The following is a 22,535-nucleotide window of genomic DNA, read 5'->3' on the forward strand; positions in this document are numbered from 1 at the left end:
AGCTCGGGGGCGAAAAAGACGTCGTAATGGGTGCGGTTGGGCAGTATCGCCAGGCGGTTCTGTGACAGGTTCTCGCGCATCCAGCCGGCGTCTTTCAGTCCGCCGCCGAGCATCTGGTAGAACTTGATCTCATGCTCGGGCCGGTACATGTCGCTGTCGCCATAGGCCAGCATGACCGGCATCTTCAGCTTGGCGACGTCGGCGGAGTAGTCGTAGTCCTGGCGCATGAAATTGCCGAGCGCGTCGAACAGCTTCGGGAAATCCTGCGGACGTGGCGCCACTGCCATGTAGGATTTGTACATCGGCGTGTCCTTCATGAAATCGGCCGCCGCCGCACTGACCTGCGCCTGCTGGCCGCGCATCTCGGCGTAGAAGCCGTCCGCGGCGTAGCCGGTCGACACCAGGACAAGCCGGCGCACCGCTTCAGGATGCTGGACGGCCATGCGGAAGGCGACGCCGCCGCCCAGCGAATAGCCCATGACGTCGACCTTGTCGTAGCCAAGCGCCTTGACGATATCAGCCATGTCGTTGCCCATCGCCTCCAGACTGAACGGCCGCTCGCCGAGCGCCGTGCGGCCATGACCTTGCAGGTCGACACCGATGATGGTGCGGTTTTCGGCAAGCTTGGGCAGGAGCGGCGCGAACATGTCCGTGGTGCCGAGGCCGCCATGCAGCAGGAGCAGCGGCTCGCCCTTGCCGTAGATGGCATAATAGTAGGTCAGGCCGTTGATCGGCAGCAGGCCGGACTTCTCCGGCTTCGGCAGTGCGTTCGTTTCGGTCGTCATGGCGGATTTGGTCTCCTCTGCATTGGTGATGCCCGGGCAGCCAAGAAGCGCTGCGGCCGAAACAAGAATGGCGAAAATCAGGGTTTTGGACATATCGATCTCCTCTCGTCCTGCCGATATCAAAGTGTCTTGCTGATCAAAGCGTTTTGGCTGATCAAAGCGTTTTGGCGAGGTCTTCGAGCTGGTCGGTGCACTGGCCCCAGCCCTCGTGGAAACCCATCTTCTCGTGCTGTTCGCGGTCGGCGGCGCTCCAATGCCTGACCCGAGCGATATAGCGGGTCTTGCCGTTGCCCTCGTCCTCGAAGGTCAGCACGCCGGTCATGAACGGCTTTTCCGACGGCTCCCATGCCTGGGTATAGGCATCGGTGAAGACGATCTTCTTGCCGGGAACGACTTCGAGGAAGACGCCTGGGTTGGGGTATTCGTTGCCATCGGGGCTCGCCATGACGACAAGGCTCGAGCCGCCGGTGCGCACATCCATTTCGGCGCGCGGCGTCGTCCACGGTTTTGGCGAGAACCATTGCGTCACCAGTTTCGGGTCGGTCCAGCAACGATAGACGTTTTCGCGCGGCGCATCGATGATGCGGGCGAGGACCAGTTCGCGGTCATTGGCGGGGGCGATGTCGAGCTTGGTGGTCATGATGGTGTCCTTGGTGTGGGTTTGATCTGGCTTGCGTCCCAAGGACGAGCCGATGAACCGCAAACCGACATGGCCGGCGACAAAAATATCGGCACCGTCTCCGATTGTGCGGAGACGTCACCTACTTCGTCATCCACGGGCGGAGCAGGAGCGTAGCGACGCGGCGCAGACCCGAGGATGACGAAGCGATGGGCGCGCGTTTCCGCCAATCGCCGAGGCATTCGGCTTATCAAAGCAGCATATCTGATCGAGAAACTGGGTGTACTGTCGACGCCTCAGTGGCGCTTGGCTTGCACCAGATAGGCCTCTATCTCGGTCTCGCCGAGCCACTTTGCCGCCTCCAGCCGATGCAGGCCTTCGACGAGGATATGGCGCTTGCCGTCGTGGCGAACCTGGATCGGCGTCTTCATGCCATTCTCCAGGATGTCCTCGGCCAGATGACGGACGGTCTCGGGATGCAGCGTCTTCTTGCGCGCCGTCGGCACGTAGATCTCGTCGACCTTGACCTTTTGCACTCTGAGCATGCCGACCCCCGTGGCGGAAACGCCGCCTCCCCTGAGATAGTCCGTTTGATGGAGTCGGCCAAGGGTGCGGCTAACGAATACGATGCCCAAGGTCATTCTCATAAGATGCCATGACAGCAGACCGTTTGCCTGTCGGCGTGCGTTTCGATATTGCGTCGGCGCGATCGTCGATGGCCACTGAGGCAAAAAACCCATGAGCAAATCTCTCGTCACCTTTGTCGGCGTCGCTCATCCCTGGATGTGCGACGTGATGGGGCACGTGAATGTGCGTCACTACGCTGCGATGTTCGACGACGCCAGCTTCCAGCTTCTCGGCCATATCGCCGGACAGGACGACAACCAGGCGTCGCAAATCGGATGGGCCGATGTGCGCACCGAAATCGACTATCGCCATGAAACGAAAGCCGGTGCGCTCGTCACCATCCGATCGCATGTCGTGAAGATCGGCCGCACCTCCATCACCTTCGAACAGGTGATGTCGGGCTCGCTCGACGGCCTCGTCCGTGCATCGAGCCGGACGACCAGCGTGCGCTTCGACCTCGCGGCGCGCGCCTCGGTGGCGCTGGACGAGACGATGCGGAACCGCGCGGCGACCTTACTGATCGAATAAGCCTGTCTCGGCCGGTCAGCCTTGGTAGATGCGGTCCTCGAGCGGTGTCTCGGCGATCAACGTCTGCAGCCCGGACAGCAGCGCCTTCTCGGCGCGGTTCATCGCCTTGTCCGGATTGACCAGCAGGAAGATGTCGATGGCCGGCGGCGCGTCGTAGGGCGGCAGCCGCCACAGCGTCCCGTCCGCCACGTCATGCCGCGCGACATGCAGCGGCAGCGGGCCGATGCCGAGCCCTGCGACGATCATGCGCCGCACCTCTTCCAGGCTCGAGGACACACCGACGACATCGGCGTTCAGCCGGGCCTCGCTGCGCAACAGCGCGACCGGCCGCAACGCATCCGAAATATGGTCGGTCTGGAACGATACCGAGGGTTCGCCACGGAGATCGGCCAGCGTCAGTCCGGTTTGCCCATAAAGCCTGTGCTGCGGCCCACAGAAGAAGCCGAAGAACTCGCGGTAGACCATCGCATATTCCAGCGCCGGATCGCGCTGGCTGACCAGGCAGATGCCGAAGGAGGCACGCCGCTCCCTGACCTGCTTGGCGACTTCAGTGCTTGCCGCGACTGAAATGGTGATGCTGGCGCGCGGGTAGTTGCGGTGGAACTCGGACAGCGCCTGATCGAAGAGCGGCGAGACGACATGGCTTGCCGTCGCGATCATCACATGGCCGGTGACGTCGTCGCTGATGCCGCGCATCAGCAGCGGCAGTTGCGATATGGTGCCGAACACCTCGACACTCTGCTCGTAGAGAAGGCGTCCGACCTCGGTGAGTTCGAAACGTGTCGCGTCGCGCTCGACCAGACGCCGGCCTACCCGGTCTTCCAGCCGCCGCAGCGCGTTGCTGACGCTTGGCTGCTTGAGGTTCAGCCGCTCGGCGGCACGCGTGATACTCTTGACCTCCGCGATGACGACGAAGGTCCGCAGAAGGTTCCAGTCCAGATCCCACACCAGTCGTTCGGGGCGCGGCAAAGCCATTCCTGATATCTATGCTCCCTATTCCCATTATCTATTTGCGCAATGATGCCGCAAAGGCAATCATTGATGACAGGAAAGCGTCTGTACGCCTCCCAAGAACAAACCTTGCGCGCCATCCAGAGGACAGGAAATCAGATGAACAGAGTATTTTCCGGCATCGCCGTTGCGGCCCTGCTGCTTGCGTCGACCTTCACGGCCGTTTCGGCCAGGGCCGACGACCTCGAGAAGATCAAGGCTGCGGGCGAGCTGAAGATTTCCATGAGCGGTCAGTATCCACCCTTCAACTTCGTCAACGACCAGAATGAAGTCGTCGGTTTCGACGCCGATATCGGCAAGGCCATCGCCGAGCGCATCGGCGTCAAGGGCACCATTATCACCACGGCCTGGGACGGCATCATCGCCGGGCTGCTCGCCAACAAATACGACACCGTCGTCGGCTCGATGACGATCACGCCCGAGCGCGAAAAGGTGGTCGATTTCGTCGGGCCTTACTACCATGCCGGCCGCGCCGTTTTTGTCAGCGAGGCGTCCAAGGTGCAGAGCCTCGACGACCTCAAGGGCAAGACCATTGGTGTGACGCTGGGCGAGACGCACGAGAAATGGGCACGCGAAAAGGGCGGCTGGGATATCCGCACCTACAAGGGCCTGCCGGAACTGCTGCTGGAGCTGAGGGCCGGCCGTGTCGACGCCATCGTCGTCGATAACATTCCGGTCATGGTTGCCGTCAAGGAGACGGGCGAGAAGGTCCGCAAGCTCAACACGCCCGATATCGAAGGCGGCGCTGTTGCCATCGGCATCGCCATCCGCAAGGACAATCCTGAGCTCAAGGCTGCCATGCAGAAGGCGCTGGACGACATGCTGGCGGACGGCAGCTACGAAAAGATCTCGATGAAGTGGGTCGGCAGCGACATCCGCTGACCCCTCCCTGGTTTCAGGCGGCCAAAGCCGTCTGAAGCGTCACTCCTGCTGGGCCCTTTCATGGATTTCTCCTTGATGCAGCGTGTCTTCCCGTTCTTCGTGGAAGCTGCCCTGGTGACGATCGAGATCACGGTGCTGGCCCTGATCCTGGGCCTTGCGGCTGCGGCATTAGCCGCGGCCGCCAAGATGTCGAGGTCGGCAATCCTGCGGACCATCGGCACGCTCTATGTCAGCCTGTTTCGCGGCACGCCGTGCCTGATCCAGCTCTTCGTGCTTTATTTCGGCGGCCCGCAGATCGGGATCAATCTGGAGCCGTTCGCCGCCGGCGTCATCGGCCTCGGCCTCAACATCGGCGCCTATATGGCGGAATCGATCCGTGGCGCGCTGGTCGCGGTCGACAGAGGCCAGACCGAGGCTGCCCGCACAATCGGCTTCAGCCGTTTCCAGACGCTGCGCAAGGTCGTGCTGCCGCAGGCCGCGCGGCTGATGATCCGGCCGCTCGGGGTCAATACGGTTGCTTTGTTGAAGGGATCAGCACTTGTGTCGACCATTTCAGTCGTCGAATTGACCTACACCGCCCAGCGCTTCATCGGCTCCACCTACAAGCCGTTCGAGATCTTCGGCGTTGCAGCCCTGCTCTACATGATCATGGTCTACGCGGTCGCGCGGGTCGTCGACCTGCTCGACAAACGCTTCGCCATCGTCTGACCGGAGAGAGCACGATGCAAGGTTTGGATTTCACCGTCGTCGCGCCCTACTGGGACCTTCTGCTGATCGGCGCCTGGTGGACCGCGGTGCTGACTGTTTCGGCGGGCGCGCTCAGCTTCGTCGGCGGCATCCTGTTTGCGGTCACCGTGCTCTATGCCCCGAAGATCGTTGCCTATCCCGTGCGCGCGCTCATGTGGGTGTTCATGGGTACGCCGCTGCTGCTGCAGCTGTTCCTGATCTATTTCGGCCTAGTGCAGATCGGCATCGACATCCCTGCGCTGGCCGCCGGCATTGTTGGGCTTGGCCTGCACTTTGCCGTCTACAATGCCGACATCATCCGCGCCGGCATCGTGGCCGTCGATGTCGGCCAGACGGAGGGCGCGCGCAGCATCGGCTTCGGCAAATGGCAGACGCTGCGTCATGTCGTGATCCCGCAAGCCATCCGCAACACCGCACCGCCGATCGGCGGCAACCTGATCGCGCTGTTGAAGGAATCCTCGATCGTCTCGGTCATCGGCATCGCCGAGCTGGTCCATTCGGCCCAGCTGGCGATCAGCGAAACGTTCCGCCCTTTCGAGTTCTACATCACAGCCGCGGCGCTCTACTACATTCTCAACCTTGTGCTCGAGGCGGCTTTGCGCCTGTTTGAAAGACATGTGGAGGCTTCCCGATGAGCACGCAGCGGCCCATGGTCGAGGTTCGCGGCGCGCGCAAATCCTTTGGCGCGGTCGAGGTCCTCAAAGGCATTGACCTGTCGGTCGACCGCGGTCAGATCGTCGCGATCATCGGGCCGAGCGGCTCCGGCAAGAGCACGCTGCTGCGCTCCATCAACCATCTGGAATCCCTGAACAGTGGCGAAGTCTGGCTCGATGGCGTGCAGGTCAACCAGAAGCTGCACGGCCAGGCTTTCGAGCGGCACATCAACAAGGTGCGCCAGCAGATGGGCATGGTGTTTCAGCACTTCAATCTGTTCCCGCATCTGACCGTGATCGAGAACATCTCCATGGGACCGATCATCCTCAAAGGCATGACCAAAAGTGACGCGCATGCGCTGGCGCATAGCCTCTTGTCCAAGGTCGGGCTCGCCGACAAGATCGACGCCTATCCCTCGCGGCTTTCGGGCGGCCAGAAGCAGCGCGTGGCGATTGCCCGTGCGCTGGCGATGCAGCCCAAGGTGATGCTGTTCGACGAAGCCACCTCGGCGCTTGACCCGGAACTGGTCGACGAGGTCAACGCGGTGATGAAACAGCTTGCCGCCGAACACATGACCATGCTCATGGTAACACATGAGATGCGCTTTGCCGGCGAGGTGGCGGACAGGGTGCTGTTCATGGATGGCGGCGTGATCGTCGAGGAAGGCCCGCCCGGCGACATGTTCCGCGCGCCGCAGAAGGAACGCACGCGCACCTTCCTCAAGAAATACCTTTCCGCCTGAGTGTGACCATGACCAGACCAAACACGGAATTCCCCGATTTCGGACTGACGCCGGAGCAGCGCCGGCACGCGGTGCGCGGCCATTACTACGAGTGGCCAGGCATGGATGGCGAGCGCGGTGAGATCTGGTGCTACAGCGACCGTTTTTCCTATCGCGCCGGCGAGACGGTGACGCTTCATGTCAGTTCGACGGCGCCGTCCTTCAGCATGGCGATCATCCGCGACGGCGGCACCGAGACCAAAGTGTTCGAGAAATCGGGCATCGCGTCGCGTTGGCAGGACAGTCCTGACCAGTGTTCAGCCGAGGGTTGCGGCTGGGAAGCGTCGTTCGAATTCCGTGTCGGGAACGACTGGCCGTCCGGTGCCTACCGGGTCACGCTGACCGCAGACGGTCGCGACGGCAAGCAGATCCAATGCCACCATATTTTCATCGTCAGCCCGCAGCCAGGCAAGAAACCCGGCCGTGTGCTGCAGGTGGCGGCGACGGGCACCTGGCTGGCTTACAACACCTGGGGCGGTTCCAACCACTACCAGGGCATTACCGGGCCGGATCGCAATCAGTATTCACCCATCGTGTCGACGCAGCGCCCGTGGTGTCGCGGCTTCGTCGTGCTGCCGAAAGACGCGCCGCGCGTACCGCTGGAAGTCGCCGTGCCACCGAAGACCGTGCCGCGCTATCCGCATATGGAGTGGGCGCTCGCCACCGGCCATTCGAAGAAATACGCTTCGTCGGGCTGGGCCAGTTATGACAGCCACTTCTTCCGCTTCGCCGAACGAGCCGGCTATCAAGTCGATCTCGCCAGCCAGCATGATCTGCATTTTTCGCCGGAAACTCTCGACGGTTACGACTGCGCCGTCTTCGTCGGTCATGACGAATACTGGACCTGGGAGATGCGCGACGCCGTCGACACCTATGTCGAGCGCGGTGGTCATGCGGCGCGCTTTGCCGGCAATTTCATGTGGCAGACGCGGCTGGAGGACGAGGGCCGCAGGCAGGTCTGCTACAAATATCGCTCGCGTGCCGAGGACCCGGCCTATCTCCCGGGCGGCGACGTCACCCGCGCCACCAACTCCTGGGAGGCGCCGGAAATCGGCCGGCCAGGATCCGCGACCTTCGGGCTCAACGCGACCCGCGGCCTCTATGCCGGCTGGGGCGGCTGCGCGCCGCGCGGTGTGCGTGGCTTTCCGGTCTACCGGCCGGAACACTGGGCGTTCGCCGGCACCGGCATCTACTATGGTGACCTGCTGGGCGCCGACAGCCATGTCTATGGCTATGAGGTCGACGGGCTCGAGTTCGAGATACGCGGCGGCCTGCCCTACCCCACGGCGACCAGCGGTGCGCCTGATGGCCTGCAGGTTCTCGCCGTCGGCATGGCATCCCAGGTCGAGGAAAGCGCCGACATCCCGATCGAGGACCAGTTCCTCACTGACGAGGATGGCCGCTTCACCGCCGAGACTTTGTTCGGCGAGGCGAGCGACGCCAATCTGGAAAAGGTCAAACGCGGCAACGGCATGATCGTCAATTTCCCACGCGGCAAAGGCGAGGTGTTCCATGCCGGAAGCTGCGAATGGGTCGCCGGCCTGCTAAGACAAGACCCGATGGTCGAACGCGTCACCCGCAATGTCCTCGATCGTTACCTTGGAAAGCCCTGACATGTCGAAAGTCCAGACCGCCGCTCAAGAAACCGAAGCCCGGCGCCAGTCGCATCTGTTCTATCTGTCGAGCCTGCGCCGGCCGCTGATCGACCGCGCCGAGGGCATCTATATGTGGACGCAGGACGGCCGCCGCTTCATCGACGGCTCGAGCGGCCCGATGGTCGCCAATATTGGCCACTCCAACCGCAACGTGCTGGATGCCATGAAGCGGCAGATGGACCGCGCCACCTTCGCCTATCGCCTGCATTTCGAGAACGAGCCGGCGGAAGAGCTGGCGCGGGAGCTCGCCGGCAAGCTGCCGGAAGGCATGGACCGCATCTTCTTCGTCTCCGGTGGCTCGGAAGCGACGGAATCCTGTATCAAGCTGGCGCGGCAATGGGCGGTCGCCACCGGCCAGGCCAGCCGCTGGAAGGTGATCACGCGCTTTCCCTCCTATCATGGCGGCACGCTGGGTTCGCTCTCGATCACCGGCGACGATGCGCTGGCCGAAACGTTCGAGCCGATGATGCGGGTGATGCCGACCGTGCCGGCGCCGAATGCCTGGCGCGACCGCGACAATCTCTCGATGGAACAGCGCGGCATCCGCTATGCCGACATGCTGGAGGAGAAGATCCTGGCCGAGGGCCCGGACAGCGTGGTCGCCTTCATCATGGAGCCGATCGGAGGTGCTGCGACCGCGGCCCTGGTGGCGCCGGACAGCTATTATCCACGCATCCGCGAGATCTGCGACCGCTACGGCATCCTGCTCATCCATGACGAAGTGATGAGCGGGGCCGGCCGCACCGGTAAATTCCTCGGCGGCGACCACTGGAACTGCAAGCCCGACATTGTCGCGCTGTCGAAGGGGCTGGGTTCGGGCTATGCGCCGCTTGGCGCGCTCGCCGCCCCGATTCGGCTGGTGCAGCCGCTGCTCGATGCGGGCGGCTTCCAGCACGGCCACACCTATGCCGGCAACCCGCTGGCTTGCGCCGCCGGACTGGCCGTGCTCGGCGAAATGGACCGACTCGGCTTGATCGCCAATGCGGCTGCCATGGGCGACGTGCTGATGGACGGGCTGAAGGGGCTGGCGAAGCGGTTTCCGTTCATCGCCGACGTGCGCGGCAAGGGCCTGCTCACCGGCGCCCAGATGGTTGCCGATCCTGAGACCCTGAGGCCGATCGACCAGACCAAGAAGGCCACGCAGAGGCTGCTCGACCTCGCCTATGAGCGCGGGTTGATCATCTATGGCCGCAGGGTCAAGGGCGGCGTCGACGGCGACAATTTCATGGTCGCGCCGCCGATGATCGTCACCAGGGAACAGGTCGGCGAGATCGTCTCCATCATCGGCGACTCGCTGGAGGTTCTGGCCTCCGAACTCGACCTGCCGGTCGAAGGCCAGGGGTAAAAGAATGGCGCCGCGCAAAGTCATCATCACCTGCGCCGTCACCGGCTCGGTGCACACGCCGTCGATGTCGCCCTATCTGCCGGTGACGCCGGACCAGATCGCCGCCGACGCGATTGCGGCGGCCGAAGCCGGCGCCTCGATCCTGCATCTGCACGCCCGTGACCCCAGGGATGGCCGCCCGACCGCCGATCCGGACGTCTACATGCAGTTCCTGCCGCGCATCAAGCAGGCGACCGATGCGGTGATCAACATCACCACCGGCGGCTCGTCGCTGATGACGCTGGACCAGCGGCTGGCTGCACCGCTAAGGGCCGAACCCGAAATGTGCTCACTCAACATGGGCTCGATGAATTTCGCGCTGTTCCCGATGCTCGACAAACCGAGGGAATGGCAGCACGAATGGGAGCCGAAGCTGCTCGAAGCCACCCGGGACACCATCTTCAAGAACACCTTTGCCGATATGGAGGGCGTGCTGGAGCGGTTGGGCAAGGGCTGCGGCACGCGCTTCGAATTCGAATGCTACGATGTCGGCCATCTCTATTCGCTGGCGCATTTCCGCGACCGGGGTCTGGTGTCGGGACCGCTGTTCATCCAGTTCGTGCTGGGCATATTGGGCGGCATCGGCGCCGACCCTGACAACCTCGTCCATATGAAGCGGATCGCCGACAAATTGTTTGGCGACAGCTACCAGTTCTCCGTGCTGGCCGCCGGCCGCCAGCAGATGCCGTTGATCTCGATCGCCGCGGCGATGGGCGGCAATGTCCGGGTCGGGCTGGAAGACAGTCTCTATGACGGCCGCCAGCTGGCGAAATCCAATGCCGATCAGGTGCGCCGTATCTGTGGCATTCTCGACGGGCTGTCGCTGGAGGTTGCCACGCCCACCGAAGCGCGCGACATGCTGGCGCTCAAGGGCGGCGACCGGGTGGCGTTTTGAGAGACGACCGTGACCAATCCAACATCCGATGACGTCCTGTTACGCCCCGGCCGAGTGGAAGACGTCGAAACGATCCACACGGCGATCCTGAAACTCGGCACGCATATTGGCGCGCCCGAGGAGATCATTTCGACAGCAGATGATCTGCGCACCTATGGCTTTGGCGAAAAGCCCGCCTTCTCGACCCTGATCGCCGAAGTGGATGGGGAATTTGCCGGCCTGTGCCTGCATTTTCCGATCTTTTCGACCTGGATGGGGCGGCCTGGCGTCTATGTGCAGGATCTCTATGTCGAGGATCGGTTCCGCGGCCGCAAGATCGGCGAGCGGCTGCTGCGGCACGTTGCGGCGCAGTGCCGAAAGGAAGGTGGCGTCTATCTCCGGCTGTCCGTCGACACCGACAATGAAGGTGCCAAGGCCTTCTACGAGAGGCTGGGCATCGCCTGGTCGAGCTACGAGCAAACGCAGAAGATCATCGGCGAGGCGTTCTTTGCGTTCGCCGACGCGGCCGAAAATGGGGATCAGGAATGAAAGCCTTCTATGCCGAGGAACAGAAGCGCCACGACCCCAAGGCCTTTCTTTCGAGCGGTGCGGCACAGCCCAATCCGGAAAAGCCGGAGCGCGTCGAGAGATTATTAGCCGGCGCATTATCTGCAGGTTGCACAATCGAGCGGCCTCGGGATCACGGGCTCGGTCCTGTCTCAGCGGTGCACACGCCGGAATATCTGGATTTCCTCGAGCACATCTACACGCGCTGGCAGCGCATCGAAGGCGCGTCGGCTGAAGTGATCCCGAACATCCATCCGATTGCGCGCAACGGCTCCTATCCGGCCTCGGCGGTCGGCCAGGCCGGTTATCACATGGCCGACACCGCTTGCCCGATCTCGGGCGAAACATGGCAGAGCGCGCTGTGGAGCGCCTGGAGCGCGGTGGACGCGGCCGAGGCGGTGATGTCAGGCGCGCCGGCCGCCTACGCTCTGTGCCGCCCACCTGGCCACCATGCCTTTGCCGACGTCGCCGGCGGCTTCTGTTTCATCAACAACTCGGCCGTTGCCGCGCAGGTCTTGCGCAGGACTGCGTCGCGCGTGGCGATCCTCGATGTCGACTTGCATCACGGCAACGGCACGCAAGGGATCTTCTATACGCGGCCGGACGTACTCACCGTCTCGCTGCATGCCGATCCGGTGCGCTTCTATCCGTTCTTCTGGGGCCATGCCGACGAGCGCGGCGAAGGCCCCGGCCTCGGCTACAATTTCAACCTGCCACTGCCGCGCAAATCCGCCGACGCGGCGTTTCTCGCAGCGCTCGAGGTGGCGTTCCAGCGCATCCGTGCCTTTTCGCCGGACGCGCTGGTCGTGGCGCTCGGCCTCGATGCGTTCGAAGGCGATCCGTTCGGGGGGCTTTCGGTGTCGACGCCTGGCTTCTCGCGCATTGGCGAGGCCATCGCCAAGCTCGGCCTGCCGACGGTCATCGTCCAGGAGGGCGGCTACCTCTGCGACGAACTCGGTGACAACCTCACTGCGTTCCTCACCGGCTTCGGCGGCAAGACGCGATGAATGCTCAAGCCAGCGTCAGGAGCGCTGCTGCCTGAGCATGGCGATAACCCGGTGCACACTCTCCAGCGTCTCGTCGATTTCGGCAGTAGTGTTGTAGTGAGCAATGCCGATGCGCACGACGCCATGCTCGGCCGGAATGCCCAATTGGTGGACGATCTCCCAGGCGTAGTTGTGCCCCGACCACAGGAAGATGTTTTCGGCATTCATCTGCCGAACGATCGTCTCCGGGACGATGCCGTCGACGGTGAAGGAAACCGTCGGCACGCGCTCGCCAAGCCGCTTCGGATCGGTGATGCCGTGGATGGTCAGACCTGAAATGTCGGAGAGGCCGTCGATCAGCTGTTGCGCCAGCGGGTTTTCATAGGCGATCGAAACCGCAAACGCCTTGGCAATCTTCTGCCTTCTTGAACCGCCCTCGCCTGCCGCCGCGCCAAGGTCGGCAAAGTAGTCGACCGCGGCCGTGAGCCCGGCCATCAGCTCGATCTGCGGTGTACCAAGTTCGAACCGCTCCGGCAGGCCATTGGACGAACAGCGGCATTTGTAGGGCTGCAAGTCATCGATGACGTCGCGCCGTCCCCACAAAATGCCCATGTGCGGACCGAAGAATTTGTAAGCCGAACAGATCAGGAAATCGCAGCCGAGTTCCCGAACATCGATCAAACCGTGCGGCGCGAACTGCACGGCATCGACATAGACCAGCGCGCCGGCGTTCCTGGCGATGGCGGTCAGCGCCTTCACGCGATTGATGGAACCGGTCAGGTTGCTGGCGTAGTTCAACGCCACCAGCCGTGTCTTCTCGGAAAGCAGACCAGCCAGCGTCGCCTCTTCGACCTGCCAGCTCTTTTCGTCGAACGGCAGCCAGCGCACGACGAGGCCGAGGTCCTCGGCCAGCTGCAGCCAGGGCGATACGTTGCCCTCATGGTCCATGCGGGTGAGGATGATCTCGTCGCCGGGCTTCATCGTGCGGCCGAGCGTGCGCGACATGTGGTAGGTCAGCGTCGTCATGTTGGCGCCGATGATGATTTCCTCGGGGCTAGCGGCGCCAAGGAAATCGGCCATCGCCTGATGCGCCTCATCGACGACAACTTGCGCGGCAATCGTCGTTTCGAAATAGCCGCCAAGATTGGCATTGGTGGTCAAAAGACAGCGCGACACGGCGTCGGCGACCGCCTGTGGCACCTGCGTGCCGGCAGGGTTATCGAGATAGATGCGGCGGCGGCCCTTGTCGGCCAGGGACAGTGCCGGAAATCTTTCGCGGACCAGCTCGATCGGAAAATTCATGATTGCCCCGCTCCCATTGTAATCATTGGATATTCAGCTGCAGCGATCCCAATCAAGGACAGGGATTGCCGACCCGCTGATGGATCGCATCCACCGCCTTCTGCATCTCTTCGGTCCAGACGATTTCGACGGAAGACAACGCCATGTCGAGCTGCGAAATGGTGGTGGCGCCGACGATGTTCGAGGTCACGAACGGCCGGCTCGAGACATAGGCATTGGCAAACAGCGCCGGTTCCAGGCCAAAGGAGCGCGCCAGCTCATTGTATTCGAGCTGTGCTTCAGCGGCATTGGGCGTCTCGTAACGTTGGCCGCGGTTGAACAGCTGCGAGCGCGACCCTTGCGGGCGCGCGCCATGGTCGTATTTGCCGGTGAGGTAGCCCTGCGCCAGCGGCGAATAGGGGAGCAACGACACCTGCTCGCGCTCGCAGACCTCGGCAAGGTTCACCTCGAAGGTGCGGTTGACGAGATTGTAGGCGTTCTGGATCGACGCGACGCGGGGTCCGATCCCTTTGTCAGCCTCCGCAAGGAACCGCATCACACCCCAGGAACTCTCGTTCGACAGGCCGAAATGGCGGATCTTTCCGGCCTTCACCAGTTCGTCGAACACGACGAGCGTCTCGGCAATCGGCGTTTCGTCAGCCGGAGCGCCGACAGAATCGGCGCGCGGTGACACGGCGCCGACGCGCGTCGGGTTGGCGCCCCAGGGAATGTCGCGTTCGGGCCAATGGATCTGATAGAGGTCGAGATAGTCGGTGCCGAGCTTGGCCAGTGACTTGTCGACGGCGTCAAAAATATCGGCGCGCACCAGCTGCGATGGCCTGTCGCCGCGAAACCAGCGGTTGGCCGTGCGGCCAACAACCTTGGAGGCCAGGATCACCTTGTCACGGTTGCGATTGGCCTTCATCCAGCTGCCGATGATCTTTTCGGTCCGCCCTTGAGTCTCGGCCTTGGGTGGGATCGGGTAGAGCTCGGCAGTGTCGATGAAATTGACGCCGCGCGAAAAGGCCAGGTCCATCTGGGCGTGGCCCTCGGCCTCGGTGTTCTGCTGGCCCCAGGTCATGGAGCCCAGGCAGATCTGGGTAACAAGAAGATCGGTCCGACCGAGACGGCGCTTGTGCATGGAATTCTGCTCCGGAGGGAAAGCGTGCGCGGTAGCGCGGGAGGAAGCGCATCTATAGGCAAAGCAGAGGCGCTCTCCAAGCCTCGGCAGACCGACTTTTGCGTGAACCAGCTGCGTTTAGCGGCGAGCGCCGGCCAGCGCGCGGCGCTTGGCTTCGTCGATCAGCATGTTGGCCACCTGCATGCGGATCATGGCGCGCTGGCGCAGATGCGGGGCGACACGGTCGGGATGGTTGGCAAAGGCAAAGCTGCGGCGCATGCGGCTGAAGTCGGCGATCTGCTTGGGCTGGTTGAGGCCAAGTTCGACCGCGATGGATTCGGGATCCATCGGCGGCAGCTTTTCCTCGGGCTTTGGTTCTTCGCCGGCGAGAACCAGTTTGGCATGATCGAGCAAGGCGGCGAATTCGGTCGCCAGATCAGCACCCGCCTCGCGATATTCAGTGGCAAAGCCGCTGCCCGAAACCTTGATGCGGCCGGAATGGAGTTCATCGGCCACCGAGAGATAGTCGAACGGGATGGATGGACGAGCGCCGGCCTCTTCGCCCTCGATCTCGTCATCCCCAATTCCGTCGCCCTTGTCGGAAGCGACGAAGAGGTCGTCGAGCAACGAAGCGAAATCCCGCTTGGCGCCAGTAGCGATGTCAGCCTCCCTCTTGCCCGACCGTGCAAGCTTCAGAGCATAGAACCGGCTCGTTAAAAATGCATGCCACCGATCTTAACGAATTTAGCCGTTGCGCGTGTTCGCCGCTTCAACCTCCTCAATCCCAAAAACAAAAAGCCGGACTGCACTTTCATGCAGTCCGGAATTCGCCAGGAGTGGCGAGGAAAAGCCGGCCATGTAGCCAGCATTCGAGCCTACGGTGCGCGGCGCGCAAAAGTTTCGATCGATTCAGGAAATGGCGAAAAAAATTCGCCAAGACATGGCAGGCATGCAAATGCTGCACTGCACAATTGTCACGATTCACCTATACTGGCTGGCGTGGAGGACCAAACTGGAGCCTAAATCATGGGTTTCTTCACTGAAATGTTCGCCCGGCCGCGCCCGCAGGAACATCTGAGATACCGCTCGGCGCTCGCACTGCTCCATGCAATGAGCAATGCCGACCGCGCCGACATCGGCATCAAGCCGGCCGATTTTCCGCGCATCGCCCGCGAAATGTCCATTCGCTAACTACCATCGGAGTCGTCAGATGTCCCGGATCAGTCTGGGACATCTCGAAAAGTCAATCCTCAGCGCGCTCCCAGGAACGTCGCCTTGCCCAACGGCACGCCATTGTGGCGAAGGATGTCGTAAGCCGTGGTGAGGTGGAAATAGAAGTTGGGCATGGCCACATGCAGCAGATACTGCATGCCAGGCATCGAACTTTCGCGTCCGCCAAGCTTCAGCTCGATGATCTTGTCGTCGGAGCCCTCGAACTCGGCAGCCGAAAACGTCGTCAGAAGGTCCAGGGTCTTCGTGATGCGTGCCTGGATATCGGCGAAACTCGCCTCATTGTCCTCGTATCTCGGCACTTCGCGACCGGCGAGCCGGGACGGCGCGCCCTTGGCGTGATCAGTGGCGATCTGCACCTGCCGGGTCAGAGCGTACATGTCGGGCGCCAGCCGAGAGGTCAAAAACACCTGCGGATCGATCTTGCGGTCAAGCGCATTCTGTTCGGCGGTCGCCAGCACATTGGAAAGTGCTTTCAGCCTGGCTGAAAACACAGGCACGGATGCCTCATACATCGATATCGTCACGTCAAATCTCCTGCCCGGCCGAACGCCGGCGGACGCGACGTAGCGCCTTCGCGCAGGATTTTTCAAGACTGCCGACGCCGCGTCACCACGTTGCCGCAATCGCCAGAGTAGAATCTGCCCATCGAGCGGAGATTCCCGATGAGACGCGCCCTTTTCGCAGCGACTGCCTTTCTCTCCCTTGCCCCGATCGGCCAGACGGCATTGGCCGCCGAAGATGCACCCGAAGCGCCTTATGTCGACGACCGGTCGAGCGCCGATGCGGTTGTCCGTTCGCTCTACAGCGCCATCAGCCGGCACGAATTCGCCCGTGCGTGGGGCTATTTCGGCGATACAAAGCCGGCAAAGGATTTCGACAGTTTCGTCAAGGGTTATGACGGCACCGACAAGGTCGAGGTCGCCACCGGAGCTGTCTCCGACGAAGGTGCGGCCGGCAGCATTTTCTACAACGTCCCCGTCGCCATCCGCGCCACCGACAAGAGCGGCGGCGAAAAGGTGTTTGCTGGCTGCTATACGCTGCGCCAGGTGAATGCCCAGATCCAGGCGGCTCCGCCCTTCGATCCGATCCACATCGAAAAAGGCGCGCTGAACCCCTCCACCGCCGATTTCGAGGAGGCGCTGCCGCCTAGCTGCGGCGACGGCCCACCACCGCCGAAGAAAGACACCGCACTGGAGCAGGCCAAGAAAGCCTTTCTGGCGACCTATGGCGACCAGTGCGACAAGCAGTTCCTCGCCGATGAGCCGACCGTTTTTTCGATCAAATACAAGGACAAGGATGCGCAGCCCGGCGATCCCGACAAGGAGACACGGCTGTTCCATTTTTCCTGCTCGGCCGCGGCCTACAATGAAAGCTCGATTTACTACATGACCGACGACGTCTCGGGCGTGCAGCAATTGCAGTTCGCCGAACCCAAGATGGACATCCGCTACGAAAACAATGACAGCGACGGCAAATTGCTGGGCATGACTATCGTCGGTTTCCAGACGTCCGGCTGGGCGGTCAATTCCGACTATGACGAGGCTGCCCACACGATCACCACGTTCAACAAGTGGCGCGGCGTCGGCGATGCGTCCGACGCGGGGACGTATCTGTTTAGCAACGGCAATTTCTCGCTGGTCCAGTACGACGTCGATGCGTCCTATGACGGCGAGCAAAATCCGCAGACGGTTGTCGACTACAACACCGCGCCTTGAGCGCCACACGGACTTGCCGGCAGCACCGATCAGGGCGCCTTCGACAGCATCCAGTTGAGCGTGCCGCGCCAGTCGGTCATGCGGATCGGCGTGCCATGGGTGCCGGTCTCGAAACGGATGAAACGGGTTGGATAGGCCTTCGATTTGGCCAGGATCGAGCGAAAGAACGCTTCCTGATTTGCCACCGGGAACACCACGTCGTGGCTGCCCTGGCCGAAAAAGACCGGTACGCGGCGCTTGAAGGCAGGGCTGGTGAAAAAGCTCTCATCCCACAGCGAGCCGAGCAGCAGCAGCCCATTGATGCGGCCGCCTGTGTCCTTGCGCGCGGCCAGCTTCCAGCAGAGCGCGCCGCCCATCGAGCCGCAGGCGACGAAGATCTTCGCGCCGGGCGACTGTTCGGCGTAGTGACCGATCAGGGCAGCGACCTGCGCCGCTCCCGTATCGGCGAAATCGGGAAAGTCCGGGCTGAGATAGAGGCCGCCATTGCCGGCCATCAGGTTCTTGAGCCGGTTGAAATTGCCGCCGAAGGTGAAGTCGTCGACGCCTTGCTTGCGGCTGCCGCCCTGCCCGTGCAGGTAAAGCACGATGATGCCGGCGCCCTCGGTCTTGCCGACGGCGACATGCCTGACATCGCCGGCATCGGTTTTCAGCAACAGGTCCTGCTGCACCTTGCGAACGCTGGTGTCGGTGTATTGGGCGTTCACCCGGCGCTCGGGGACCTGGTCACGCTGGTTGATATCGCGCAGCTCGCGGTAATCGAGGACCGTGTAGGCGCCGTTGCTGTCGGACGACAGCGTGGCCGGATAGGCGAAGAGATCGTCCTTGAAAGGTTTTAACGTGAGCGTCTGACCTTCAGCGACCGACGACACCAGTGTTGCCGCGGTTGCAAGGACGCAGAAATATCTGAGAAAGTGAAAAGTCATCCCTCAGGCATGCGTAATTCGGCTTGGGTTTGTCAATCCTGCAGCACGCCGCCTGCGTCTTCCAGCGCCTCGCGTGTGTCGACATCGACAGATGCCGCCGCGCCGATCTCGACGTCGATGACATCGAACCCTTCGGCCTCGACGAGATGGCGGGCGCCGGTGTCGCCTTCCAGATGGGCGATCGCCGGAAACAGCGAACGCGGCAACAGCACCGGGTTGCCGCGCTTGCCGTCATGCGAGGCGCGGACCACCGCATTGCCGCCGGCCTTGCGGAAGGTATCGATCAACCTGTCGAGGTCGTCGGACGTGATGTCAGGCATGTCGCCGAGAACGATCATCACGCCGGCGCAACCTTCCGGCAGATAGGCAATGCCGGCTTTCAGCGAGGTGGACAGGCCCTCGGCAAAGTCGGGATTGTCGGCGAAGGTCACGTCGAGGCCCGCCAGCGCCGCACGCACCCGCTCGCGCTGGTGGCCGGTGACGACAATCGTGCCCGATGCCTTCGAGCCGAGCGCCCGCTCGGCGGTGCGGCGCACCAACGGCTTGCCGTCGAACAGCGCCAGCAGCTTGTTCGGCCCGCCCATGCGGCTCGACCGTCCCGCCGCCAGAAGCACGATGCCAACCTTGAGCTGGCTTTTGACCGGCAGCGGTTCGCGCGGCTGCGGCCGTGTCGGGATTTCCATCAGCAGCCCGCCGACCCCCATGCCGGCAATATCCCTGGCGGTCACGTCGAGGCCGGCGATCAGCCTGTCGAGCACCCAGTCGAAGCCGTTCTCCTTCGGGCTGCGGGCGCAACCCGGCGCACCGATGACGCGCTTGCCGTTGAGTGTACCCAGCACCAGCAGATTGCCGGGATCGACCGGCATGCCCGCGCGGACGACGGTACCGCCCGCCTTCTCGATCGCCGCCGGAACGACATCGGCGAAATCGCTCATCGCCGAGGCGCCGAAGATCACCACCATGTCATTGTCGCGCGCCAGGGAGACCGCGGCTTCCGCCACCGGCGCGATCTCATGCGGCGTGCGGCGCTCCGCCGTCAGCCTGCCGCCCGTACGCGCCAGCCGCGCTTCGGTGACGCGCAGCGTCTTGTCGAGCACGGAAGGCTTGATACCGGGCAGAACCGTCTGGATGACGCCGACACGCACGGGCCGGTAGGCATTGACGGCAAAGATCTCGCCACCGGCGCAGATTTTCGTCGCGGCGTCGACCAACGCCGAACTGACCGCGAAGGGAATGATCTTCACCGTCGCGACCATCTGGCCCTTCTCGACCGGTGCATGCTGCGCCAGTGTGGCGATGGTGATGGCCGGATCGATGGCATTGATGGCATCGATCATGGCGGCATCGACCGTGAAGATGCCCGACGCTTTGGCATGGAGATTGACCCGCCCGGTCGCGGCCGACCTGGCCTCGATGCCGCGAAAGGTCATGCTTTCGGCTATTCGTTGAGCGGCGGCATCCTCGCCGAGGTCGTCGGCGGCCAGTACGGCTGCAACGACCTGCGAAATGCCGGCGGCCCGCAGCAGCGCCACATCTTCGGCGCTCAGCCTGTGTGCCTTGCGAAAGCGGCATTCGCCGGCGGTGGTGGCGTGCGCCAGCACCGCGCCTTCCGCCGTCTCAATCGGGATCGGGCCGAATTTCACGCCGCCGCGCCTTTTGCGTCCAGCCCGCGCGAACGGAAGGCGAGGATCGCTTGCGCCAACACCGCAACGGCGATCTCGGCCGGGCTGGCAGCACCAATATCGAGCCCGATCGGCGCATGGATACGGGCGATCTGGTCAGCGGTTGCGCCCAGCGCCAGCAGGCGTTCGACCCGCTTGGCGTGCGTCTTGCGGCTGCCCAGTGCGCCGACATAGAAGCAGTTGGCATCGAGCGCGGCTTTCAGAGCGAAATCATCGACCTTCGGGTCATGGGTGACAGCGACAAGTGCGGTGTAGCTGTCGAGCGGCTGGCGCTTCAGCACATCCTCCGGCCATTCGGCATGAAGCGCCACGTCAGGGAAGCGGTCCGGCGTGGCGAAGGCGGTGCGGGGATCGATGATCTCCACGGGGTAGCCGGCAATCCTGGCCATCGGCGCCAGCGCCTGGCTGATGTGTACGGCACCGATCACCACGAGGCGCGGCTGCGGCAGATGCGCATTGAGAAAGAAAGTCCGCCCCTCTGCTTCGACCGAACCGGAATTGCCGGTGCGGAACGCCTTGGCAATCGCGGCGCCGAGATCGCCGGCGACCGGATCGCCCTCGCGCACGATCCGGTCGCGACCATCACCGAGATCGGTGACAAGGATCGCCGCACGGCGGGCACGGCGTTCGGCGTTGAGCGTTTTCAGCGCGTAGGGATCCATTCGAGATCAGCCCAGCCTTTCCACGTACACCTTGATGCGGCCACCACAGGACAGGCCGACCTGCCAGGCGGTTTCGTCGGCGACACCGAACTCCAGCATCCTGGCCTTGCCGCTGTCGATGACGTCGATGGCCTCGGTGACAACAGCGCCTTCGACGCAGCCGCCCGAAACGGAGCCGTGGAAATTGCCGTCCGCGTCGATGACCAGATGGCTGCCTACAGGCCGGGGCGCCGAACCCCAGGTCTCGACCACTGTCGCGATGGCCACGTCCTTGCCGTCCTTCATCCAGCCTTCCGCGATGATCAGCGGATCGCGGGCCTCATCCAGATAAATGCTGTTTTCCATGACCGTTTCTCTAGGAGTCTGTTTTTCTCGAGGATCCGTTTTCGGATTGGAAAGATATGGTTATGCGGCGTGCCTCGCGCCAGCGTCCAGCCATCGGCGCGGATCGACGGATTGTGCCGATTTCTTGTCCAGCGACGAGCAGAGATCGGCGAGCGCATCGAGGTTGTGCACCGAGCGGAACTCGTCGACATGTGGCAGCATCGCCTTGACGCCACGAGCGCGCGCCTGGAAGCCGTCGAAACGCAGCAACGGGTTCAGCCAGATCAGCCGCCGGCAGGATTTGTGCAGGCGCTCCATTTCCTCCGACAGGCCGGAGACATCGTCACGCTCCAACCCGTCAGTGATCAGAAGCACGACCGCGCCCTGCCCCAGCACGCGCCGCGACCATATCAGATTGAACTCGGCAAGTGTGTCGCCGATGCGGGTGCCGCCCGACCAGTCCTTGACCGCCGCCGAGCAGTCGGCAAGTGCTGCATCAGGATCGCGGTGGCGCATCTGCCGGGTCAGGTTGGTCAGCCTTGTGCCGAAGACGAACGTGTGCACGCGCCGGCGTTTTCCGTGAGCGCGTGCAGGAAATGCAGGAAAATGCGCGTGTATTGGCTCATCGAGCCGGAAATGTCGGCCAGCACCACCAGCGGCGGATGAACTTCGCGCGGTGAGCGGAATTTTGGCAGGATCAGTTCGCCGCCGGTGCGCGCGGCCGAACGCATCATGGCGCGCGGATCGATGCGGCGGCCATGCGCATCGGCCTTGAAGCGCCGGGTTCGCACCATGTCGAAAGGCAGCCGGAGCTTGGCGATCGCCTTCTTGGCGTCGGCCATTTCGGCGGCGTTCATCTGGGCAAAGTCCTTAGCCCGCAGCACCTCGTTGCCGGAGAAGGTGAAGCGGGCGTCGACCTCGATCTCGGGGATTTCCTGGGCCGGCTGGTTCTTCTGGTGGCCCTCGAACATCGCCTGGCTGACGCGGTTCTCGGCAGGACGGGGCTTCTGCTTTTCCCTGGCGTCGGGCGCCACCGGCGAAAACATCGCCAGCATCTTTTCGATCAGTTCGCGCGACTTCCAGTACAGCCGGAACGCTTCGTCGAAAATGGCGTGATCCTCACGCCTGGACACCAGCACGGCGTGCAGCGTCCAGTAGAAGTCGTCGCGCGAACCGATGCCGGCGACCAGCACCGCCTCGATGGCATCCTTGACCGAGGCCGGCCCGACCCGCATGCCTGCCTTGCGCAAGGTGCGGGCGAAATAGACGATGTTGTCGGCGATCCGTCCGTGCGGCATGGCCTCTTTCGGCTCGGGGCGCGGCATCGCCTACTCCGCCGCCGAAAGCTCGGCCTTCACCTCGTTGAGGATGCGCCGGCCTTCGCCCTGTTCGATGCGGGCAATGTCGTCCTGGTATTTCAACAGCACGCCGATCGTGTCGGATACGGTTTCCGGATCGAGCGCCACCTTGTCGAGTTCGATCAGCGCGCCTGCCC

At 63.0% G+C, this 22,535-nt stretch carries 24 protein-coding genes and 2 pseudogenes; 12 read left to right on the forward strand and 14 right to left on the reverse strand.

Features of this window, described 5'->3' with window-relative positions:
* From EN993_RS12230 to EN993_RS12240, 3 genes are all read right to left on the reverse strand, one after another.
* Nucleotides 1-878 (reverse strand): alpha/beta hydrolase (locus EN993_RS12230; RefSeq protein ID WP_164757636.1); only part of this gene is annotated, 878 nt, incomplete at its 3' end.
* A 61-nt stretch (nucleotides 879-939) separates the two neighbouring features.
* Complete coding sequence (locus EN993_RS12235) at nucleotides 940-1,425, reverse strand: SRPBCC family protein (protein WP_109669841.1); 486 nt, start codon at nucleotides 1,423-1,425, stop codon at nucleotides 940-942.
* A 275-nt stretch (nucleotides 1,426-1,700) separates the two neighbouring features.
* Nucleotides 1,701-1,949: a ParB N-terminal domain-containing protein gene (locus EN993_RS12240; RefSeq protein ID WP_013532091.1), complete on the reverse strand. Its 249-nt coding sequence runs from the start codon at nucleotides 1,947-1,949 to the stop codon at nucleotides 1,701-1,703.
* A gap of 193 nt (nucleotides 1,950-2,142) precedes the next feature.
* Here EN993_RS12240 and EN993_RS12245 point away from each other — a divergent pair, with 193 nt between their 5' ends.
* Nucleotides 2,143-2,559, forward strand: a complete 417-nt coding sequence (locus EN993_RS12245) for an acyl-CoA thioesterase (protein ID WP_127263339.1) — start codon at nucleotides 2,143-2,145, stop codon at nucleotides 2,557-2,559.
* Between the two features lie 15 nt (nucleotides 2,560-2,574).
* On the opposite strand, the gene EN993_RS12250 is transcribed toward EN993_RS12245, so the two are convergent.
* Nucleotides 2,575-3,534: a LysR family transcriptional regulator gene (locus EN993_RS12250; RefSeq protein WP_127263340.1), complete on the reverse strand. Its 960-nt coding sequence runs from the start codon at nucleotides 3,532-3,534 to the stop codon at nucleotides 2,575-2,577.
* A 135-nt stretch (nucleotides 3,535-3,669) separates the two neighbouring features.
* On the opposite strand from EN993_RS12250, the gene EN993_RS12255 reads away from it, so the two are divergent.
* Genes EN993_RS12255 through EN993_RS12295 form a run of 9 tightly spaced genes read left to right on the forward strand, consistent with a single transcriptional unit; the run spans nucleotide 3,670 to nucleotide 12,121 of the window.
* On the forward strand, nucleotides 3,670-4,452 hold the full coding sequence (locus tag EN993_RS12255; protein ID WP_109669726.1) for an ABC transporter substrate-binding protein: 783 nt from the start codon (nucleotides 3,670-3,672) through the stop codon (nucleotides 4,450-4,452).
* Between the two features lie 60 nt (nucleotides 4,453-4,512).
* Nucleotides 4,513-5,160: an amino acid ABC transporter permease gene (locus EN993_RS12260; RefSeq protein ID WP_109669723.1), complete on the forward strand. Its 648-nt coding sequence runs from the start codon at nucleotides 4,513-4,515 to the stop codon at nucleotides 5,158-5,160.
* 14 nt (nucleotides 5,161-5,174) lie between these two features.
* Entirely contained in the window at nucleotides 5,175-5,834 is a 660-nt protein-coding gene (locus EN993_RS12265; protein WP_127263341.1) for an amino acid ABC transporter permease, read from the forward strand.
* Complete coding sequence (locus EN993_RS12270) at nucleotides 5,831-6,595, forward strand: amino acid ABC transporter ATP-binding protein (RefSeq protein WP_127263342.1); 765 nt, start codon at nucleotides 5,831-5,833, stop codon at nucleotides 6,593-6,595. The genes EN993_RS12265 and EN993_RS12270 overlap by 4 nt, the downstream gene beginning before the upstream one ends.
* Before the next feature lie 8 nt (nucleotides 6,596-6,603).
* A complete protein-coding gene (locus EN993_RS12275) occupies nucleotides 6,604-8,247 on the forward strand; it encodes a N,N-dimethylformamidase beta subunit family domain-containing protein (RefSeq protein ID WP_127263343.1) in 1,644 nt (547 codons plus the stop codon).
* A gap of 1 nt (nucleotide 8,248) precedes the next feature.
* The gene (locus EN993_RS12280; RefSeq protein WP_127263344.1) at nucleotides 8,249-9,634 is read left to right on the forward strand and encodes an aspartate aminotransferase family protein; all 1,386 of its coding nucleotides are present in this window, start codon (nucleotides 8,249-8,251) and stop codon (nucleotides 9,632-9,634) included.
* A gap of 4 nt (nucleotides 9,635-9,638) precedes the next feature.
* Nucleotides 9,639-10,568 carry a 3-keto-5-aminohexanoate cleavage protein gene (locus tag EN993_RS12285; protein ID WP_127263345.1) on the forward strand — a complete coding sequence of 310 codons (930 nt, stop codon included), beginning with the start codon at nucleotides 9,639-9,641 and terminating at the stop codon, nucleotides 10,566-10,568.
* 9 nt (nucleotides 10,569-10,577) lie between these two features.
* Nucleotides 10,578-11,096: a GNAT family N-acetyltransferase gene (locus EN993_RS12290; RefSeq protein WP_164548705.1), complete on the forward strand. Its 519-nt coding sequence runs from the start codon at nucleotides 10,578-10,580 to the stop codon at nucleotides 11,094-11,096.
* Nucleotides 11,093-12,121 carry a histone deacetylase family protein gene (locus EN993_RS12295; protein ID WP_127263346.1) on the forward strand — a complete coding sequence of 343 codons (1,029 nt, stop codon included), beginning with the start codon at nucleotides 11,093-11,095 and terminating at the stop codon, nucleotides 12,119-12,121. The genes EN993_RS12290 and EN993_RS12295 overlap by 4 nt, the downstream gene beginning before the upstream one ends.
* Before the next feature lie 15 nt (nucleotides 12,122-12,136).
* Here the strand turns inward: EN993_RS12295 and EN993_RS12300 are convergent, their stop codons facing one another.
* The 3 genes from EN993_RS12300 to EN993_RS12310 form a co-directional block, all read right to left on the reverse strand.
* Nucleotides 12,137-13,402 carry a cysteine desulfurase-like protein gene (locus EN993_RS12300; protein WP_127263347.1) on the reverse strand — a complete coding sequence of 422 codons (1,266 nt, stop codon included), beginning with the start codon at nucleotides 13,400-13,402 and terminating at the stop codon, nucleotides 12,137-12,139.
* A gap of 52 nt (nucleotides 13,403-13,454) precedes the next feature.
* The gene (locus EN993_RS12305) at nucleotides 13,455-14,522 is read right to left on the reverse strand and encodes an aldo/keto reductase (RefSeq protein ID WP_127263348.1); all 1,068 of its coding nucleotides are present in this window, start codon (nucleotides 14,520-14,522) and stop codon (nucleotides 13,455-13,457) included.
* Nucleotides 14,523-14,639: 117 nt separating this feature from the next.
* A complete protein-coding gene (locus tag EN993_RS12310; RefSeq protein WP_109669699.1) occupies nucleotides 14,640-15,128 on the reverse strand; it encodes a hypothetical protein in 489 nt (162 codons plus the stop codon).
* A 399-nt stretch (nucleotides 15,129-15,527) separates the two neighbouring features.
* On the opposite strand from EN993_RS12310, the gene EN993_RS12315 reads away from it, so the two are divergent.
* A complete protein-coding gene (locus EN993_RS12315) occupies nucleotides 15,528-15,692 on the forward strand; it encodes a hypothetical protein (protein WP_109669696.1) in 165 nt (54 codons plus the stop codon).
* 59 nt (nucleotides 15,693-15,751) lie between these two features.
* On the opposite strand, the gene EN993_RS12320 is transcribed toward EN993_RS12315, so the two are convergent.
* Nucleotides 15,752-16,258 (reverse strand): DUF1993 family protein, encoded by a 507-nt coding sequence (locus EN993_RS12320; RefSeq protein WP_109669693.1) that lies wholly within the window; start codon nucleotides 16,256-16,258, stop codon nucleotides 15,752-15,754.
* A 138-nt stretch (nucleotides 16,259-16,396) separates the two neighbouring features.
* Here EN993_RS12320 and EN993_RS12325 point away from each other — a divergent pair, with 138 nt between their 5' ends.
* Nucleotides 16,397-17,449, forward strand: coding sequence for a DUF1176 domain-containing protein (locus tag EN993_RS12325; RefSeq protein ID WP_127263349.1), 1,053 nt, complete (start codon nucleotides 16,397-16,399; stop codon nucleotides 17,447-17,449).
* A gap of 29 nt (nucleotides 17,450-17,478) precedes the next feature.
* Here the strand turns inward: EN993_RS12325 and EN993_RS12330 are convergent, their stop codons facing one another.
* The 6 genes and pseudogenes from EN993_RS12330 to EN993_RS37745 all read right to left on the reverse strand — a co-directional run.
* Nucleotides 17,479-18,372: an alpha/beta hydrolase gene (locus tag EN993_RS12330; protein ID WP_127263350.1), complete on the reverse strand. Its 894-nt coding sequence runs from the start codon at nucleotides 18,370-18,372 to the stop codon at nucleotides 17,479-17,481.
* A gap of 32 nt (nucleotides 18,373-18,404) precedes the next feature.
* Nucleotides 18,405-20,015 carry a molybdopterin-binding/glycosyltransferase family 2 protein gene (locus EN993_RS12335; protein WP_127263351.1) on the reverse strand — a complete coding sequence of 537 codons (1,611 nt, stop codon included), beginning with the start codon at nucleotides 20,013-20,015 and terminating at the stop codon, nucleotides 18,405-18,407.
* Nucleotides 20,012-20,716, reverse strand: coding sequence for an XdhC family protein (locus EN993_RS12340; protein WP_109669683.1), 705 nt, complete (start codon nucleotides 20,714-20,716; stop codon nucleotides 20,012-20,014). Before EN993_RS12340 ends, EN993_RS12335 begins: the two co-directional genes overlap by 4 nt.
* Before the next feature lie 6 nt (nucleotides 20,717-20,722).
* The gene (locus tag EN993_RS12345) at nucleotides 20,723-21,061 is read right to left on the reverse strand and encodes an XdhC family protein (protein ID WP_056594403.1); all 339 of its coding nucleotides are present in this window, start codon (nucleotides 21,059-21,061) and stop codon (nucleotides 20,723-20,725) included.
* A 60-nt stretch (nucleotides 21,062-21,121) separates the two neighbouring features.
* Nucleotides 21,122-22,365 (reverse strand): annotated as a pseudogene (locus tag EN993_RS12350) (VWA domain-containing protein).
* Between the two features lie 3 nt (nucleotides 22,366-22,368).
* Nucleotides 22,369-22,535, reverse strand: a pseudogene (locus tag EN993_RS37745) (MoxR family ATPase); the annotation flags it as partial.

Origin of the sequence: Mesorhizobium sp. M7D.F.Ca.US.004.01.2.1, assembly GCF_003997785.1 — a bacterium.
Lineage (GTDB): Bacteria > Pseudomonadota > Alphaproteobacteria > Rhizobiales > Rhizobiaceae > Mesorhizobium > Mesorhizobium loti.

Excerpts from the sequence above, each read along its gene's own strand:
- EN993_RS12245 (WP_127263339.1), top strand. The coding sequence starts at position 2,143 with ATGAGCAAATCTCTCGTCACCTTTGTCGGCGTCGCTCATCCCTGGATG.
- EN993_RS12260 (WP_109669723.1), top strand. The coding sequence starts at position 4,513 with ATGGATTTCTCCTTGATGCAGCGTGTCTTCCCGTTCTTCGTGGAAGCT.
- EN993_RS12285 (WP_127263345.1), top strand. The coding sequence starts at position 9,639 with ATGGCGCCGCGCAAAGTCATCATCACCTGCGCCGTCACCGGCTCGGTG.
- EN993_RS12235 (WP_109669841.1), bottom strand. The coding sequence starts at position 1,425 with ATGACCACCAAGCTCGACATCGCCCCCGCCAATGACCGCGAACTGGTC.
- EN993_RS12325 (WP_127263349.1), top strand. The coding sequence starts at position 16,397 with ATGAGACGCGCCCTTTTCGCAGCGACTGCCTTTCTCTCCCTTGCCCCG.
- EN993_RS12305 (WP_127263348.1), bottom strand. The coding sequence starts at position 14,522 with ATGCACAAGCGCCGTCTCGGTCGGACCGATCTTCTTGTTACCCAGATC.
- EN993_RS12250 (WP_127263340.1), bottom strand. The coding sequence starts at position 3,534 with ATGGCTTTGCCGCGCCCCGAACGACTGGTGTGGGATCTGGACTGGAAC.
- EN993_RS12270 (WP_127263342.1), top strand. The coding sequence starts at position 5,831 with ATGAGCACGCAGCGGCCCATGGTCGAGGTTCGCGGCGCGCGCAAATCC.
- EN993_RS12265 (WP_127263341.1), top strand. The coding sequence starts at position 5,175 with ATGCAAGGTTTGGATTTCACCGTCGTCGCGCCCTACTGGGACCTTCTG.
- EN993_RS12275 (WP_127263343.1), top strand. The coding sequence starts at position 6,604 with ATGACCAGACCAAACACGGAATTCCCCGATTTCGGACTGACGCCGGAG.
- EN993_RS12330 (WP_127263350.1), bottom strand. The coding sequence starts at position 18,372 with ATGACTTTTCACTTTCTCAGATATTTCTGCGTCCTTGCAACCGCGGCA.
- EN993_RS12255 (WP_109669726.1), top strand. The coding sequence starts at position 3,670 with ATGAACAGAGTATTTTCCGGCATCGCCGTTGCGGCCCTGCTGCTTGCG.
- EN993_RS12340 (WP_109669683.1), bottom strand. The coding sequence starts at position 20,716 with ATGGATCCCTACGCGCTGAAAACGCTCAACGCCGAACGCCGTGCCCGC.
- EN993_RS12295 (WP_127263346.1), top strand. The coding sequence starts at position 11,093 with ATGAAAGCCTTCTATGCCGAGGAACAGAAGCGCCACGACCCCAAGGCC.
- EN993_RS12300 (WP_127263347.1), bottom strand. The coding sequence starts at position 13,402 with ATGAATTTTCCGATCGAGCTGGTCCGCGAAAGATTTCCGGCACTGTCC.
- EN993_RS12240 (WP_013532091.1), bottom strand. The coding sequence starts at position 1,949 with ATGCTCAGAGTGCAAAAGGTCAAGGTCGACGAGATCTACGTGCCGACG.
- EN993_RS12280 (WP_127263344.1), top strand. The coding sequence starts at position 8,249 with ATGTCGAAAGTCCAGACCGCCGCTCAAGAAACCGAAGCCCGGCGCCAG.
- EN993_RS12345 (WP_056594403.1), bottom strand. The coding sequence starts at position 21,061 with ATGGAAAACAGCATTTATCTGGATGAGGCCCGCGATCCGCTGATCATC.
- EN993_RS12315 (WP_109669696.1), top strand. The coding sequence starts at position 15,528 with ATGGGTTTCTTCACTGAAATGTTCGCCCGGCCGCGCCCGCAGGAACAT.